Annotated in this window: 11 protein-coding genes and 1 pseudogene; 7 read left to right on the top strand and 5 right to left on the bottom strand. The window is 65.6% G+C overall.

Going from position 1 to position 14,060, the window contains the following annotated elements; all coding sequences use genetic code 11:
• Positions 1-931: 931 nt before the first annotated feature.
• Entirely contained in the window at positions 932-1,423 is a 492-nt protein-coding gene (locus U9977_RS08870; protein WP_416210529.1) for a transposase, read from the top strand.
• Positions 1,424-2,433: 1,010 nt separating this feature from the next.
• On the opposite strand, the gene U9977_RS08865 is transcribed toward U9977_RS08870, so the two are convergent.
• Positions 2,434-2,997: a sigma-70 family RNA polymerase sigma factor gene (locus U9977_RS08865; protein WP_322748714.1), complete on the bottom strand. Its 564-nt coding sequence runs from the start codon at positions 2,995-2,997 to the stop codon at positions 2,434-2,436.
• A gap of 255 nt (positions 2,998-3,252) precedes the next feature.
• Between U9977_RS08865 and U9977_RS08860 the strand changes: the two genes are divergently transcribed.
• The gene (locus U9977_RS08860; RefSeq protein ID WP_322748731.1) at positions 3,253-3,630 is read left to right on the top strand and encodes a hypothetical protein; all 378 of its coding nucleotides are present in this window, start codon (positions 3,253-3,255) and stop codon (positions 3,628-3,630) included.
• Positions 3,631-3,824: 194 nt separating this feature from the next.
• On the opposite strand, the gene U9977_RS08855 is transcribed toward U9977_RS08860, so the two are convergent.
• A complete protein-coding gene (locus U9977_RS08855; RefSeq protein WP_322748713.1) occupies positions 3,825-4,700 on the bottom strand; it encodes a right-handed parallel beta-helix repeat-containing protein in 876 nt (291 codons plus the stop codon).
• An 814-nt stretch (positions 4,701-5,514) separates the two neighbouring features.
• On the opposite strand from U9977_RS08855, the gene U9977_RS08850 reads away from it, so the two are divergent.
• Together U9977_RS08850 and U9977_RS08845 are read left to right on the top strand one after the other, a co-directional pair.
• Positions 5,515-6,783: an aspartate kinase gene (locus U9977_RS08850; protein WP_322748712.1), complete on the top strand. Its 1,269-nt coding sequence runs from the start codon at positions 5,515-5,517 to the stop codon at positions 6,781-6,783.
• Positions 6,780-7,928 carry an aspartate-semialdehyde dehydrogenase gene (locus U9977_RS08845; protein WP_322748711.1) on the top strand — a complete coding sequence of 383 codons (1,149 nt, stop codon included), beginning with the start codon at positions 6,780-6,782 and terminating at the stop codon, positions 7,926-7,928. Before U9977_RS08850 ends, U9977_RS08845 begins: the two co-directional genes overlap by 4 nt.
• Before the next feature lie 314 nt (positions 7,929-8,242).
• On the opposite strand, the gene U9977_RS08840 is transcribed toward U9977_RS08845, so the two are convergent.
• Positions 8,243-8,446 (bottom strand): cold-shock protein, encoded by a 204-nt coding sequence (locus U9977_RS08840; RefSeq protein ID WP_013872098.1) that lies wholly within the window; start codon positions 8,444-8,446, stop codon positions 8,243-8,245.
• A 750-nt stretch (positions 8,447-9,196) separates the two neighbouring features.
• Between U9977_RS08840 and U9977_RS08835 the strand changes: the two genes are divergently transcribed.
• The gene (locus U9977_RS08835; RefSeq protein ID WP_322748710.1) at positions 9,197-10,204 is read left to right on the top strand and encodes an aldo/keto reductase; all 1,008 of its coding nucleotides are present in this window, start codon (positions 9,197-9,199) and stop codon (positions 10,202-10,204) included.
• A gap of 65 nt (positions 10,205-10,269) precedes the next feature.
• Here U9977_RS08835 and U9977_RS08830 read toward each other — a convergent pair whose 3' ends face one another.
• Positions 10,270-10,983, bottom strand: a complete 714-nt coding sequence (locus U9977_RS08830) for a response regulator transcription factor (RefSeq protein ID WP_322748709.1) — start codon at positions 10,981-10,983, stop codon at positions 10,270-10,272.
• A gap of 202 nt (positions 10,984-11,185) precedes the next feature.
• On the opposite strand from U9977_RS08830, the gene U9977_RS08825 reads away from it, so the two are divergent.
• On the top strand, positions 11,186-11,737 hold the full coding sequence (locus U9977_RS08825; protein WP_322748708.1) for a hypothetical protein: 552 nt from the start codon (positions 11,186-11,188) through the stop codon (positions 11,735-11,737).
• A 66-nt stretch (positions 11,738-11,803) separates the two neighbouring features.
• Positions 11,804-12,218, top strand: a pseudogene (locus U9977_RS26885) (IS982 family transposase); the annotation flags it as partial.
• A gap of 145 nt (positions 12,219-12,363) precedes the next feature.
• Here the strand turns inward: U9977_RS26885 and U9977_RS08810 are convergent.
• The coding region (locus U9977_RS08810) for an ABC transporter ATP-binding protein (RefSeq protein ID WP_322748705.1) at positions 12,364-14,060 on the bottom strand (1,697 nt) is incomplete at its 5' end.

Below are 14,060 nucleotides of genomic sequence, written 5' to 3'. Positions count from 1 at the left end.
GCACCCGCCCACCGTCGGTCCGGTCGGGTGCGGTACAGGCCGAGCCCCGCCACCACCGGTGACAGATGTCCGCACCACCCGGCGACGACCATGGTCACGCCCGCGAGCACCGTACGTGATCGCCACCAGACATCAGGTCACTCGTTCCGAGCACCTGACCCCCCAGCGGAGATCCATGCCGTCCGCCTGGCCTGGACGACCGGCGCGGCGTAACAGCGAACGTCGAGTTACGACAGCCCGTGGGCTATTCAGGGAACGGAACGATGGGTGGTGAGATGTCAAAATCCCACGGAGCGTTTCTGGGTAAAGGCGGCTGTTTCGCCCGCCAGGCCCGTTTACGCTCAAGCTCACGGGTCCGTTCGCTCCGCAGGAGGTCTCCGTCAATGCGTTGACGTCGCCCAAGAACGACCTCAGCCGCCTGGACCCGGATCTTGCCACCAAGACGATGAGACCTCCACCATCGCCACCCTCAACCGTCGATCCAACCGGACACTGCTTGAAGGCCACGGTGGCGATGGTCGGATCCCCACTCATCCAGGTGACCGCATCCAGATCGGACACGAGGGTGAAGAGCGCCTCAGCGTCACACCGAACCAGCCGCACCGGAACGGTCAGAAAAATCGTCCCACCATAGTCGCCGCTGAGAACCACTGCGACTCCGGAGTCCCGACGCGCCTGTTTCAGTCCTTCATACACAAACGTCTCGCCGTCACCGGACTGTACAGAAACCGATCAACCAAATCCCCGGGACCCGAGTCAGAACCCGACCACATCATCAAGAATGGCGACTGCTTCACGCTGAAATCCTTCGAGGTCTTCGAACCAGTCAGGGTAAGCACCTCTTATAATCGACCCCGAACGCCCAGGTAAGCCGCGGAAAATTTGCATCATCAATCAATATATACCGAGTTTCACCACGTTCGCCGCCCTGGTGTACGGCCTGCTGGCACAGACACGGGAACGAACGGTCTGCGGCATGCTCACGGGCGCCGGCCTGTCCCGGGTATGGCCCCATCACCGGGCCCACCGGTTCTTCTCCCACGCCGCCTGGTCCCCCGAACAGCTCGGACTGGCCCTGGCCCACCTCGTCGTCACCCTCCTGGTACCGACCGGCGCCGTGACGGTAGCCGTCGATGACACCTTGTTCCACCGATCCGGAAAGAAAGTCTGGGCGGCCGGCTGGTTCCACGACGGCTCCGCGACAGGCCCCACCACGGTCGGATTCGGGAACACCTGGGTGCTCCTCGGGATCGTGGTGCGACTCCCGATGCTCGACCGGCCGGTGTGCCTACCCGTCCTCGCCCGCCTCGTCCGGACGAACACCGTGTCGGCCTCCCGGCTGCGGCTGGCCCGCCAAATGGTCACCACGCTCGCCACAGCCCTCCCCAACCGCAGCCTGCACGTGGTCGCCGACGCCGCCTAATCGCACCAATCATCACTTTCCGCGGGAGACGTTGCGGGTCCGGCCTGTGTTGGAAGCGGTGGCCGGGCCGGTGGAACGGTTGCTGACTGCACCAATTCCACCGGCCACCGACCCGACCGTCGAGGCACGGGCGAAATTAGCCAGCGATCCTCAGCCTGGGCTCTCGATCAGTCACTTCTGCAAACCCTGAAGATTTCTTTGAAACAAGCCGATGGTCAGGGTGCCGTGCGAACCGGCTGCGAGCCCGAGCCAAGATATCTTTCCGTCGAATCACGCCCTCGGTACTGGCAGAAGTACCGCTCTGTTCGAGCTTTCATTCATTGCAAGATAGGCGCACGGGCGGCCCTCACTCCAGGGCTGGGCGAAACCTCCATCATCGATACTCCAATCCGCCATGCCGTTTTTGTCCAAGATTCCTTTTAGAACTCCCCTCGCATCGGATGGATCTATGCAACTCGCGCCCTGGTAATGGGTGCGAAATTCGAGATTAACCGCCGCAACACCGCGGGCCTCATCGGAGACGGCACCACTGAACCCACGAAGATTCATGCTGTCGCAGAGGCCAGCGCGGCCAGGATAAACGACGACCTGACCGGAAGGTCCAACGCAAGCCTCCAACTCGTCCGGTGGCGGCTCGTTGAATGATGCGGACCAAATCGACCTGCAGGCGTCAAGTGGGTTTGATGCGACTGTGTTCAGTACCGCTACGTCACTGTTTGGGTTTGTAGACTGGTAGCAGCCGGTAGCTGCCATCTTGGCGGGTGCGGTTCCTAGCGCGAAGCCGGCACCGATTGCCGCCGCCGCGCAGGCGACAGCCACCGGAATCAAAATAATACGTCGTGCGCGACGCTTGATTTTAGGCCGTATCCTTTCGGCCAGTATCTCACCTGCATGACTGTCCGATTCGGACATGTCCCCGCCGAGTGAATCGAACGGATCCGCTGCTCGCAGTATTTCACCCAGTCGCTCTTCTGACGTTGGGTTCATCGCACACCCCGGAAAGTTCGAAGTTAACCATCTACCTTTTCTTCAGCCGTGCAGAAACTGGCGCCGGCAACAGCCTCCGTTCTTTCTTTAAGGCGGCGTTTCGCTCGATGCAGTCGGACCGATGCAGCGTTCGATGTGCACTTCAAAACGACAGCGATTTCATCAACTTTAAGATCATCCCAATAAGCGAGACCAAGTATTTCTCTATCGCCATCAGGGAGTCGGTTGAACTCTTCGATAGCGATGGCTTCCCAGTCGCCGCTCTCACTCATCCCGGACGGTTCTTGCCCGACTTGCCTAAGCCTTATAAAGAGCCTCTGGCGGCGTAGTGCACTTCGCCGTTGATTGGCGAGACAATACCTGGCGACGCCTATAGCCCATGCGATGGACTCCGAATCTGTTGGCGGGATATCCTGCCGTCGCCGCCACACGACAAGGTATGTCTCCGCTATAGCGTCGTCGATGCCACTGTGGTCGGCCAATCGTCGCTCCAGGTAGGAGTGTACGGCCCTGAAGCTTTTCCGGTAGAATTCCACGAATACTTCTTCATCCCGAGCCCTCCAGTTGAGCCGATCCAACGCGCGCATCTATCCAAAAACCTCCCGTCCTCATCACCATATCTATGTCCAGCTGGGCGCCAAACCTTACAGGTGACCAGGAGTTTATTTTTGATCTTGCTGGTAGCGGCTCATAGTTGGGCCCTGTCATCTTGGCCCCGGCTTTTCACGCCGAAGATCCTTGATCTCTCTGAGGGTCTCCGATGACAGGAAAGTGCCCCTGACCTGGGAAGATACGGGTGTCTGAAGTCCGTGTCGGAGCCCGAGCCGAGAGGCACTTTCCAGGTGAATGGTACGGGGCGGTCGCAGGGGTTGGCCGGCGAGGTCGGCGGCAGAGACGTGCTCTCCCACGTCGGGACCGCGATGGTGTGGATGCTGGCCGACCGGGGCCGGGTGTTCACGGACATCGCGGTGACGATCGCCGAGGGCGAGCCGCGGGAGGGCGCGGACGTCACCGAGCTCACCGGCCTGTGCCGCACGGGTACGAAAGGTGACCAACTGAAGGACTGGCCGGGTAACATGCGGGCGCTCGCCCGGCGGGAGCGGCCGCACCCGGGCGCACAACTGCCGCTGTTCGCGCTTACTTCAGAATCCCCGACAGAACCTACAGGGTATCGGTCACACTTCTGGCGCTGCCCGCAGCCAACCACAACTGATAGCTGATGACCGCCGGGATGGAAACGCCGAGCTTTCCAGCCTTCGAGGTAAGAACCTGCTCGTAGCCGAGCAGCGTGCCGGTCGTCCGGTCCGCGACAAGCAGATAGCGTGTTGATTGAAGGACTCAGACGCGCCTGTGATACGGCGAGAGCCCGGGCCCGGGTCCGCAATGACGGACCCGGGCTGAAGCTTCCCGCCGGTTACTTCACGCAGGGCACGTTGAACAGGCCGTCGGCCGCCGCGATGACGATGTTGGTGCACGAGACGATGTTCGCGGTGTTGCTCGGCTTGTCGATGCTGACGCCGAAGCCGGGACCGTCGACGTCGAGCCTGTTCCCGGTGATGATGTTCCCCGTGCCCCAGCCGTCGATGATGACGTGGGTCTGTATCCCGTCCTTCGGGCTGTCCACCCCGGTGTTGCCCTCGATGAGCCAGTTGTTGCCCTTCACATCGACCCACGAGTCCGCGGAGTTGGCGCCGGAGATGGCCGAACCGTTGAAGGTGTTGTTACCCAGGAGACCGCCGGTCGTGGCCTCCTTGATGTCAACCGCCTCCGCGGTCACCCCGCTGATCGTGTTTCCAATGATCTTGTTACGGTCGGAGTTGTCCGGCTTCCCGCCGCTGAACTTCTCCCAGTTCGACTTGGCCGTGCCGATGTAGATGCCCTCACCGAAGCCCGGTTCCTTGCGCCCGGTACCACTGACGACGCATCCCACGACGAAATTGTCGGTGGAGAAGTTCCGCAGATGGATGGCCTCGTCACCGACGTTGCGCACCAGCAGCCCGGAGATGACCGCCCCGTTGGTCTGGTCGGTCATCACGCCCTTCTGGCCGCTCTGGATCGTGAAGCCCTCCAGCCGCCAGTAGTCGGCGTTGTCGAGGTGGAAGGAATAGCCGCTGTCGATCGAACCACCGTCGATCACCGCGTTGCGCGAGCCACGCACCGTGATCGGAGCCTTCGCTGTCGCCGGCCTGTCGGCGACGAAGTGTCCGCTGTACTGGCCGTCCGCGAGCGCGATGAGGTCCCCAGGCTGGGCTGCCGCGAGCGCGGCGGTCAGCTGCTGGGCCGTTGACACTCTGACCGTCCGCAATGGCGCCGGCGCCGAGGGTATAACCGGCATGCCGGCGCCGCCGGCCGGGAGAGCCGGCAGGGTCTGCGTGACTGCCGGGGCCTGGGCCTGGGCGCCGCGCGTGGCGGTCGGCGACGGGACAGCCGTCACGGCCGGCGGCGTGGTTGCGGCGCCCGCGGGAGTCCGAGGCAGCTGACTTCCCGTCGGGGACGCCGTACCGTGAGCGGGTTGCGTCAGGCCCGAATCGGCTGGCTTACAGGCGACAAGCCCACCGGTGAGGAGAGCGGCGGAGAGCACCGCGGTCGCACTCCACCGCGCGCCATACTTGATCATCACTGGCTCTTCAAGCCCTTCGTCGGTCCCAATCTTGGTGTCCCCCCCAAGTAGGACGAACGGAGCATAGCGGTACCTCGGCCTGCACACTCACGGGGCCTGCACGAGACGGCGAACATCGACCACCATCCGTGACGATGGCAGTGTACGCAATACCCGGGAATGCCTGGTTATCAGCTGATGAACTCACGAAATACATGTTTCATCCGCTATGGCTCGACCGTGATCGGTACCACACCGGCGGATGATGCACATCCCGCACATCCGTGTGCCCTCCCTAATATCGCGATCGCGGATTTTCAGCCAGAGCGCGAGCGGCTCTTTTCGTGGTCGTCGAAATATGATATTCAGGATCGTTCTGACAGCGCCCATTCCCCCCGGCTGACAAGCCCGCCCTCGGCTCCGGCAGGACGGCTCGTGGCCTGGCAGAAAGCGGTGTAGCCGCAGCCCTTCTCGCAGCCCCGCAGTGCCCAGTAACCTGGAGCGCATGGCGGTCGTGGTGGCGAAGTTCGGCGGTTCCTCCGTCTCGGATGCCGACCGGATCAAACGGGTCGCCGCGCGGATCGTGGCTCAACGCCGTTGCGGCGACGACGTGGTAGTCGTGGTGAGCGCGATGGGTGACACCACCGACGACCTGCTCGCACTCGCGGAACAGGTCACGCCTGTTCCGCCGGCCCGCGAGCTTGACATGCTGCTCACCGCCGGTGAACGCATCTCAATGGCGCTGCTGGCCATGGCGATCTCGAACCTGGGCGCCGAGGCACGCTCGTTCACGGGCTCCCAGGCCGGCGTGATCACGACTTCGGCGCACGGCAAGGCCCGCATCATCGATGTCACGCCGGGGCGCATCCGCGACGCTCTGGACTCGGGAGCGATTGCGATCGTCGCCGGTTTCCAGGGCGTCAGCCAGGATACGAAGGACGTGACAACGCTCGGTCGGGGCGGCTCGGATACAACCGCTGTGGCCCTCGCAGCCGCGCTGCAGGCCGACTTCTGCGAGATCTACACCGATGTGGACGGCGTTTTCACCGCCGACCCGCGGATCGTGCCGGACGCCCGCCGCATCGAGCGCATTTCCTACGAGGAAATGATGGAGATGGCGGCCTGCGGAGCCAAGGTGCTGATGCTTCGCTGTGTCGAGTACGCACGCCGCTACACCGTCCCCGTACACGTCCGGTCCTCGTTCTCCTCGAAGCCGGGTACGTGGGTCACCGAGATTCCGGAGGCAGAGCTCGTGGAACAGGCCATCATTCGTGGGGTCGCTCACGACCAGAGCGAGGCGAAGGTGACCGTGGCCGGCTGCCCGGACAAGCCCGGCGTGGCCGCCGCCGTCTTCCGGGCCGTCGCCGACGCGGACGTCAACCTCGACATGATCGTGCAGGTCGGGTCGGTGGCCGGCACCGGGCGGACCGACATCTCCTTCACCCTTCCGAAGACCGACGGCCGCACCGCGCTGACCGCGCTGGAGAAGGTCCGTGGTGAGATCGGCTTCGAACGGACCCTGTATGACGATCACATCGGCAAGGTCTCGCTGATCGGTGCCGGGATGAAGTCGCACCCGGGGGTGTCGGCCCGCTTCTTCGGCGCACTCGCGGACGCCGGGGTCAATGTGGAGATCATTTCGACCTCTGAGATTCGGATTTCGGTGGTCATCCGCGACACCGACCTGCAGGTCGCTGTCCGAGCCGTCCACAGTGCGTTCGAACTCGCCGATCCTGACAGTCAGGCAATCGTGTACGCGGGGACCGGTCGATGACCGCGCCAGCGGCCGGCAGCCGTCCCACGCTGGCCGTGGTCGGCGCAACCGGTGCGGTCGGCACCGTGATGCTCTCGCTGCTGGGCGAACGCCCGGATATCTGGGGCGAAATCCGACTGATCGCCTCCGCGCGGTCCGCCGGGCGCAGACTGCGACTGCGCGGCGGCGACGTCGAGGTGCTGGCGCTGACCCCCGAGGTCTTCGACGGTGTCGACATCGCCATGTTCGACGTCCCGGACGAGGTCTCCAGACAGTGGGCACCGGTCGCGGCGTCCCGCGGGGCGATCGCGGTTGACAATTCGGGCGCCTTCCGGATGGAGGCGGACGTCCCGCTGGTCGTCCCCGAGGTGAACGCGCAGGCGGCGGCGGACCGGCCGCGCGGGATCATCGCCAACCCGAACTGCACGACGCTGTCGATGATCGTCGCGGTTGGCGCGCTGCACCGCGTGTTCGGGCTGGAATCGCTGGTCGCGACGTCCTACCAGGCGGCGAGCGGAGCAGGCCAGGCTGGTATCGACACCCTCTACGCCCAGCTCGCCACCGTGGTTGGCGCCATGCCGACCCCCGGCAGGTCCACCGACAGCAGGTCCACCGACAGCAGGTCCACCGACACAGCTGGCGACACCTGGCTGGGACCCGGCCAGAGCGCCGGGGACGTCCGCAAAGCCATCGGGGAGCACGGGCTCGGCCCGTTCCCGGCGCCACTGGCCCTGAACGTCGTGCCGTGGGCCGGTTCCCACCAGGACGGCGGCTGGTCGTCTGAGGAAATGAAGATCCGGAACGAGTCCCGGAAGATCCTGGGGCTTCCCGGGCTCAAGGTGTCCGCAACCTGTGTACGGGTACCCGTCGTGACGACCCACGCGGTGGCGGTGCACGCGTGGTTCGCGCGCCCGGTGGCCGCGGATGACGCACGGGCCGTCCTGCGTGCGGCGCCGGGGGTGGCCGTCCTGGACGACCCGGCGGCGGGAGACTTCCCCACACCGGCAGACGTCGTCGGTACCGATCCGACCTGGGTCGGGCGCATCAGGCAATCGCCCGACGACCCGTGTGAGCTCGCCATGTTCGTGTGCGGCGACAACCTGCGCAAAGGCGCGGCGTTGAACACCCTCCAGATCGCCGAACTGCTGGTATCCCACGGCCGGTAGTCCGCCGTCAGTATGGCTGGCTGAAGTGATTCAGTGGACGTTTCATCCGATGGATGTGCGCAACAATAAAATTCGGTGAACAGTCTTCGTTCGGCGAGTTAAAGATCAAAATTGGCGCATCCGACATGCTGGACACACATGTTCAGCCAGGCGAAAGCGCACGATCAACCGGAAGAAAAACGACAGGGGAGCAAAGCGCGACACGCCATGACTGCGCACGAATCGCCCCGCCATCGACAAATGACAAGAGCCCGCCCCTCAGTTGGAGATGGCGGACCCTCGCCCTACGACTGTGGAGTTACGTCTCTCGTGGCTCAGACGACCCGAACGGCGTCAGCCTGTGGACCCTTCTGTCCCTGGGTCACTTGGAACTCGACCCGCTGCCCCTCTTCCAGGCTCTTGTACCCGTCCATGTCAATCGCGCTGTAGTGGACGAAGACATCCGAACCGCCGCCGTCCACGGAGATGAAGCCGAAGCCCTTCTCCGAGTTGAACCACTTAACCGTGCCCTGAGCCACGTGCCGTTCTCCCTGCTGGTGCAGTCAGGACCCACACCGCGCGGGCCCCGGACCGTCTGAAGTGGGATTTTGGCGCTCCCACGACAGTGTTCGCCATCGGCGTCCCTTGTGGACGCCAACCGCCGAACTTGGCCATGGAAGACGCTACACGGCTACAGGCCATCACGGGAGGTCTCCGGGGAAGGAAGTCCACTACATACCTCACGTGCCAGATGGCGGCGTAACGCCCGCGGTAACCCACGGCAACCGCAGGCGGCAGACCTCCACGGCTACCGTCGACCGCTTCGGGCGGGCTGGACGCCGTCACGGTAGGCGTGCCGGCAGCACTGTTGATAGCGAGGCCTTCAGGCACGCCCGGCGGCGCGCCGCTCGCTGAGGGCGTCCCCGAGGGCAGCTTGCCTACTGCCTGGAAGGCGACCCATACCACCAGTTTGATTACTCAACGTGATGTACGCGAGGCACGTTTCACCCCCACGGACCCGCGCGACCACATAGTGACCTGGGTCGTCCGGTACCCGGCGGACGATGTGTCCGGACCCGCTCGCGGCGCGGCGGCATTAATGATCGACGCCCTGCCGTTAGGCAATGTCAACAGGACAAGCATGACATCGCTGGCATTCCCGGCCGCCGGGACTTCCGGGCCGGTGGATGCTTTCATGCTGGAGAAGCCGGCACGGTCCCGGTCGCTCTTAGCCGGGAGTGTTCGTTACCATCCGGTTCCGGAATCTCGCATGGGGGTGCGCACTGACCATGACCCTTCCTACAGCGCTCTTGGGCGCAACCGGTTTGAACATCACCCGGGTCGGCTTCGGCGCCTGGGCGATCGGCGGTGCGGAGCACGCATTCGGATGGGGCGCCCAGGACGACGATGAATCGGTGGCCGCCATCAGGCATGCCGTAGAACACGGCGTGAACTGGATCGACACAGCGGCGGTGTACGGGCGCGGGCACTCCGAGCAGATCGTGGCACGAGCGCTCACGGATTTCAGCGACGGCGACCGGCCGTACGTGTTCACCAAGTGCGGCATGGTCTGGGACCCGGACACAGCGCCCCTGCCCACGAGGGTGGGAGCGCCCGAGTCAATCCGCCGCGAAGTTGACGGGTCCCTGCGACGATTGACGGTCGATCGAATCGATCTTTACCAGCTGCACTGGCCACCGAATGACGGCACACCGATCGAGGATTCCGTCGCGACCCTGCACGAACTGCGCGCGGAAGGAAAGATCCGGTTGGTAGGCGTGTCGAACGTCAACGTCGAACTGCTCGAACGTGCCGCGTATGCAGGTGGGGTCGATGTGCTCCAGCCGCCGTTCTCGGCGATCAGGCGGACCGTGGCTACAGACGTCCTGCCCTACTGCGCGAAGCACAACATCGGGGTCATTGTCTACAGCCCGATGCAGTCGGGACTACTCACCGGGGCATGGACCGCGCAGCGTTCGGCGGACCTTCCGGCCGACGACTGGCGGCGCGGGTCGGCGGACTTCACCGGCGAAGCGCTGCACAGCAATCTCGCTCTCGCCGACATCCTGCGGACTGTGGCGAAGCGACACGACACGACAGTCGCAGCGGTCGCCGTCGCCTGGACCCTGACGTTCGACGGCGTGAGCGCGGCGATCGTCGGCGCACGCAGGCCGGCCCAGGTGGACGGATGGATTGCTGGCGCCGGCCTTGCGCTGACCGCGGACGACCTCGATGACATCGAGCTGGGCATTGATCGCCTCGGGGTCGGCGCCGGGCCGTCCCGGCCGACGGGCTGACGGGCTGACGGGCTGACGGGCTGACGGGCTGACGGGCTGACGGGCTGACGGGCTGACGGTCAGGATCAGGGCTCCCGCAGCACATAGCCGAAACCGCGCTGGGTGTGGATCAGCGGCGGCCCGTGCGGCGCGAGTTTGCGCCGCAGATAGCTCACGTACTGGTCGACGATGGTGTGGCCGCCGTCGAAGTCGTAGTTCCAGACCGCGTCAAGGATCTGGGCACGTGAGAGCACCCGGCGCGGGTTCGCCAGCAGATATCGCAGCAGCTTGAACTCGGTGGGCGACAGCTCGAGCGGATGACCGTCACGGGTCACCTCGTGGGTGTCCTCGTTCAGGACGAGATCGGCGAAGGCGAGCACCTGCGCGGTCAGTGGTAACTGGTCACGTCGCGCCCGCCGGAGCACTGCGCGCACCCGGGCCACCAGTTCGTCGATGGAAAAGGGCTTGGTCACGTAGTCGTCGCCGCCATAGGTCAGACCGGCGACCTTGTCGGCCTGACGATCACGGGCGGTCAGAAAGATCACCGGAGTTTCGATGCCCGCGTCACGCAGCCGGCGGCAGACCTCGAAGCCGTCGGTGTCGGGCAGCAACACGTCAAGCACCACGAGATCCGGTGCGGTCTCGGTGACAGCGGTAATCGCATCCCGGCCGGAAGCGGCGGTGACCACGTCGAAGCCGTGGAAACGCAAGGACATACGCACAAGATCGACGATGTTCGCCTCATCATCCACAACCAGGACCCGCATCGGCTGCGGATCACGGTTCCCGTTGTCGCTCATGTGCCCCCCATCCCGCCTGCGTGTCGCGCAGGCCATAATCACACCGACCGGACATGTGAGTTCCATTCGAGCCGAACCGTCTGTTCGCACATCCAACTCTCACAAACACCGGGCAGGCTCCGGAGATGCAAGGCCCCCCAGCCGTCCCCGCCCGAAGAGGTGTCGAACAACGATGAACCGTCATCACGCCAGTCGCTCTCGGATGGCCGCCGTGATCCTCGCCGGCGTCGCGGTTCTTCCGCTGGCAGCGTGCCAGGCCGGTGCCCATACCGTCCGCACGACCGCGGCCGCGGCAACCACGCAGGCGTCCACCTCCTCGTCATCGCAGGTGACGACCACAGCCACGTCCGTGACCGCACCCGTGACCGCCCCGCCGGCCACTGTGCCCGCCGGGCACGGAACCGGCGGCCCGGGATCTCTGACAGTATCGATCACATCACCAGTCGCGGTTGCCGGCCATGTTGACACAACCGTCACCTGCGAGGCCGGCCGACGCTATGCCGAAACCGCCAATGGCGTCATTCGCGGATACACCGTCGCCGAGACCGTGCGGGTCGCCGCCTACCACGGCCCCGGGTCCTACCCGGCCCTGGTCACCGTTTCGATCAGCTCATCCGCCGAAGGCGCGTACGCGGTGGACGCCATCGCAACCACCGCCGCGATCACGTCCACGGGCGGTTCGCTGTCATTCAGCGGACAGACCTCAGCGGGCCGCACCCTGGCCGGCTCGATCAGCTGGGCCTGCTCCGCTTAGACGAGTAATTCCAAACTCTGGGCGGCTGATGGCCGGGCATAGAGAGAGGGCCTCCAAGATCAAGACGTGACCCAAGACCTGGAGACCCTCCTGACCGCACTGTACGTAAAGATCGACAACCGGATCGGAGGGAGGCGCCGGATGGGCAAGCCGCCGCTACTCTCCGACTCCGAACTCGTCTACCTGGCCGTCGCCCAAGCCCCTGCTCGGCCACCGCTCGCAGGCCCGCTGGCTGCGCTACGCCCGTAAGCACCTGGCCGGGATGTTCCCCTACCTGCCCGGACAGTCTGGCTACAACAAACGGCTGAGGACGGCATTAGCACTGGTCAAGGACATGATCCGGATAGTGGCGGCGGACAGCGACTTCTGGTTCGACAACCACTGGATCACGGATGCGACGCCCGTGCCGTGCGGGATGTCCCGGCCGACCGTGCAGCGCTCGGAACTGGCGGGCTGGGCCGGCTACGGCTACTGCGCGGCTTTCAATGTCAACATCGATCGCCCTGTCCGCTTCGCGGCGGAGCTGTTCGCGACTCACAGCCACGACTAGTTTTATATCATCCTGTCAAGACAGGCTTGTATAAAACTCTGACGGCGGGTGGCGCCACCCGCCGCGCCCGGCCCGGTCACCGGCCCTTCCGGGGGGCCGATCCGCGGCGCAGGACGGACCACGTCGCCCACGCGACGGCTGCGGTCAGCAGCAGGAGCGCGGCGAGGTCAAGCGCCCAGGTGCCGGCGTCGGCCGTCCACAGCGGGTCGATCTTGGGGGCGGCCGGGGTCTGGCGGTAGCCGGTGGTCGCCGCGACCATCGCGAATCCCCACCGAGCAGGCATGAGGTACGCGAGCTGTTCCAGTGGCGGATGGCCGTCCAGTGGGATGAGCAGCCCGCACAGCAGCAGCTGCAGCAGCAGGACGAGCACGAGGATCGGCATGCCGCGGTCGGGGTTCCCGATCAGTGCTGAGACCAGTAGCCCTTGGGCCATCGCGGCCAGCGCGACCGCGACCATGGCGACGGCGACCTCGGCTACCCCGTCGCCCAGTACGAGCGGCCGGTCCGGCGCGCGCTGGCCGTACAGTCCGGCGAAGGCCAGAATCACGGCCTGAACGCTGCTGATCAGACCCAGCACGGCGAGCTTCGACCAGAGGTAGGCGCCGCGCGAGAGCCCGATCGCCTGCTCGCGGCGGAAGACGGAGCGTTCCTTGACCAGTTCGCGGAACGCTCCGGCGAATCCCGTGAACGCGCACCCGAGGATGAGCACGAGCATGAGCGGCGAGATGTCGCTGTCGGGGCTGGTCTGCCGGCTTGTCCACGACAGTCCGTGCCCGCCCGGAAGCAGCCGTGCGAACAGGCTCAGTACCAGCGGCAGCGCCAGCAGGAACAGCGCGTAGGCCCGATCGGCCGCGATCACCGCGAGGTAACGGCGGGCGAGCACGGCGAACTGGCGCAGCGCCGGCTGCTGGCGCGGCGGCGCGTCCGGCGCTGCCCGTGCCGCAGGCGCCGCGGGCTGCGCCGCGCTGCTCGGCATCCCGTACTTCGCATACTCGGGCGAGGCCCGGAACCGAGCCGTCCAGTCGACGTCCCGCGATTGGTCGAGCAGCAGGAACATGTCCGCGAAGTCACGCTGGCCGAAGTATCCGAGCGCCTCACCGGGCGGGCCGAAGTAGGCGAGCCGACCGCCCGACGCGAGCACGAGCAGCCGGTCGCACAGGTCGAGCTGCGCCGGTGAGTGCGTGACGACGACCACCGTTCGGCCGTCGTCGGCCAGCTTGCGCAGGGTCTGCATCACCGACTTGTCCATGCCCGGGTCCAGCCCGGACGTCGGCTCGTCGAGGAAGAGCAGGGACGGGCGGGTGAGCAGCTCCAGCGCCACACTCGTGCGCTTGCGCTGCCCACCGGAGAGCGTGCTGATCCGCTGCTCCGCCTGGTCGACCAGCCCCAGCTCGCCGATCACCTCCTCGACCCGCGCGTTGCGCTCGGCCGCCGGGGTGTCAGCGGGGAACCGCAGCTCGGCCGCGTACCGCAGAGCCCGGCGGACGGTCAGCTGCGGGTGCAGGATGTCGTCTTGGGGGACGAGCCCGATGCGCTGGCGCAGCTCTTCGTAGGACGCGTAGAGATCGCGGCCGGCGTAGCGGACCTCGCCGGAGTCGGCGGGGCGCTGCCCGGTCAGCGCGCCGAGCAGGGTGGACTTCCCGGCGCCGCTCGGCCCGACGACAGCCAGCAGACTGCGCTGCGGCAGCGTGAACCCGACCCCGTCGAGCAGCCGCCGTCCGGAGCGGGTGACGACCAGGCCGTCGGCCTCGAACGAGATGTCGCCTGCCTCGG

The sequence above is a fragment of the Protofrankia sp. Cas8 genome, from assembly GCF_963555845.1.
Classification (GTDB): Bacteria; Actinomycetota; Actinomycetes; order Frankiales; family Frankiaceae; genus Protofrankia.
Note: the sequence above shows the minus strand (reverse complement) of the source record. Positions and strands in the feature narration are given on the sequence as shown.

What these genes read in the sequence shown, in the direction of transcription:
- U9977_RS08825 (WP_322748708.1), top strand. Translation starts at nt 11,186, where the DNA reads ATGGCCGCCGTGATCCTCGCCGGCGTCGCGGTTCTTCCGCTGGCAGCG.
- U9977_RS08865 (WP_322748714.1), bottom strand. Translation starts at nt 2,997, where the DNA reads ATGCGCGCGTTGGATCGGCTCAACTGGAGGGCTCGGGATGAAGAAGTA.
- U9977_RS08850 (WP_322748712.1), top strand. Translation starts at nt 5,515, where the DNA reads ATGGCGGTCGTGGTGGCGAAGTTCGGCGGTTCCTCCGTCTCGGATGCC.
- U9977_RS08845 (WP_322748711.1), top strand. Translation starts at nt 6,780, where the DNA reads ATGACCGCGCCAGCGGCCGGCAGCCGTCCCACGCTGGCCGTGGTCGGC.
- U9977_RS08835 (WP_322748710.1), top strand. Translation starts at nt 9,197, where the DNA reads ATGACCCTTCCTACAGCGCTCTTGGGCGCAACCGGTTTGAACATCACC.
- U9977_RS08830 (WP_322748709.1), bottom strand. Translation starts at nt 10,983, where the DNA reads ATGAGCGACAACGGGAACCGTGATCCGCAGCCGATGCGGGTCCTGGTT.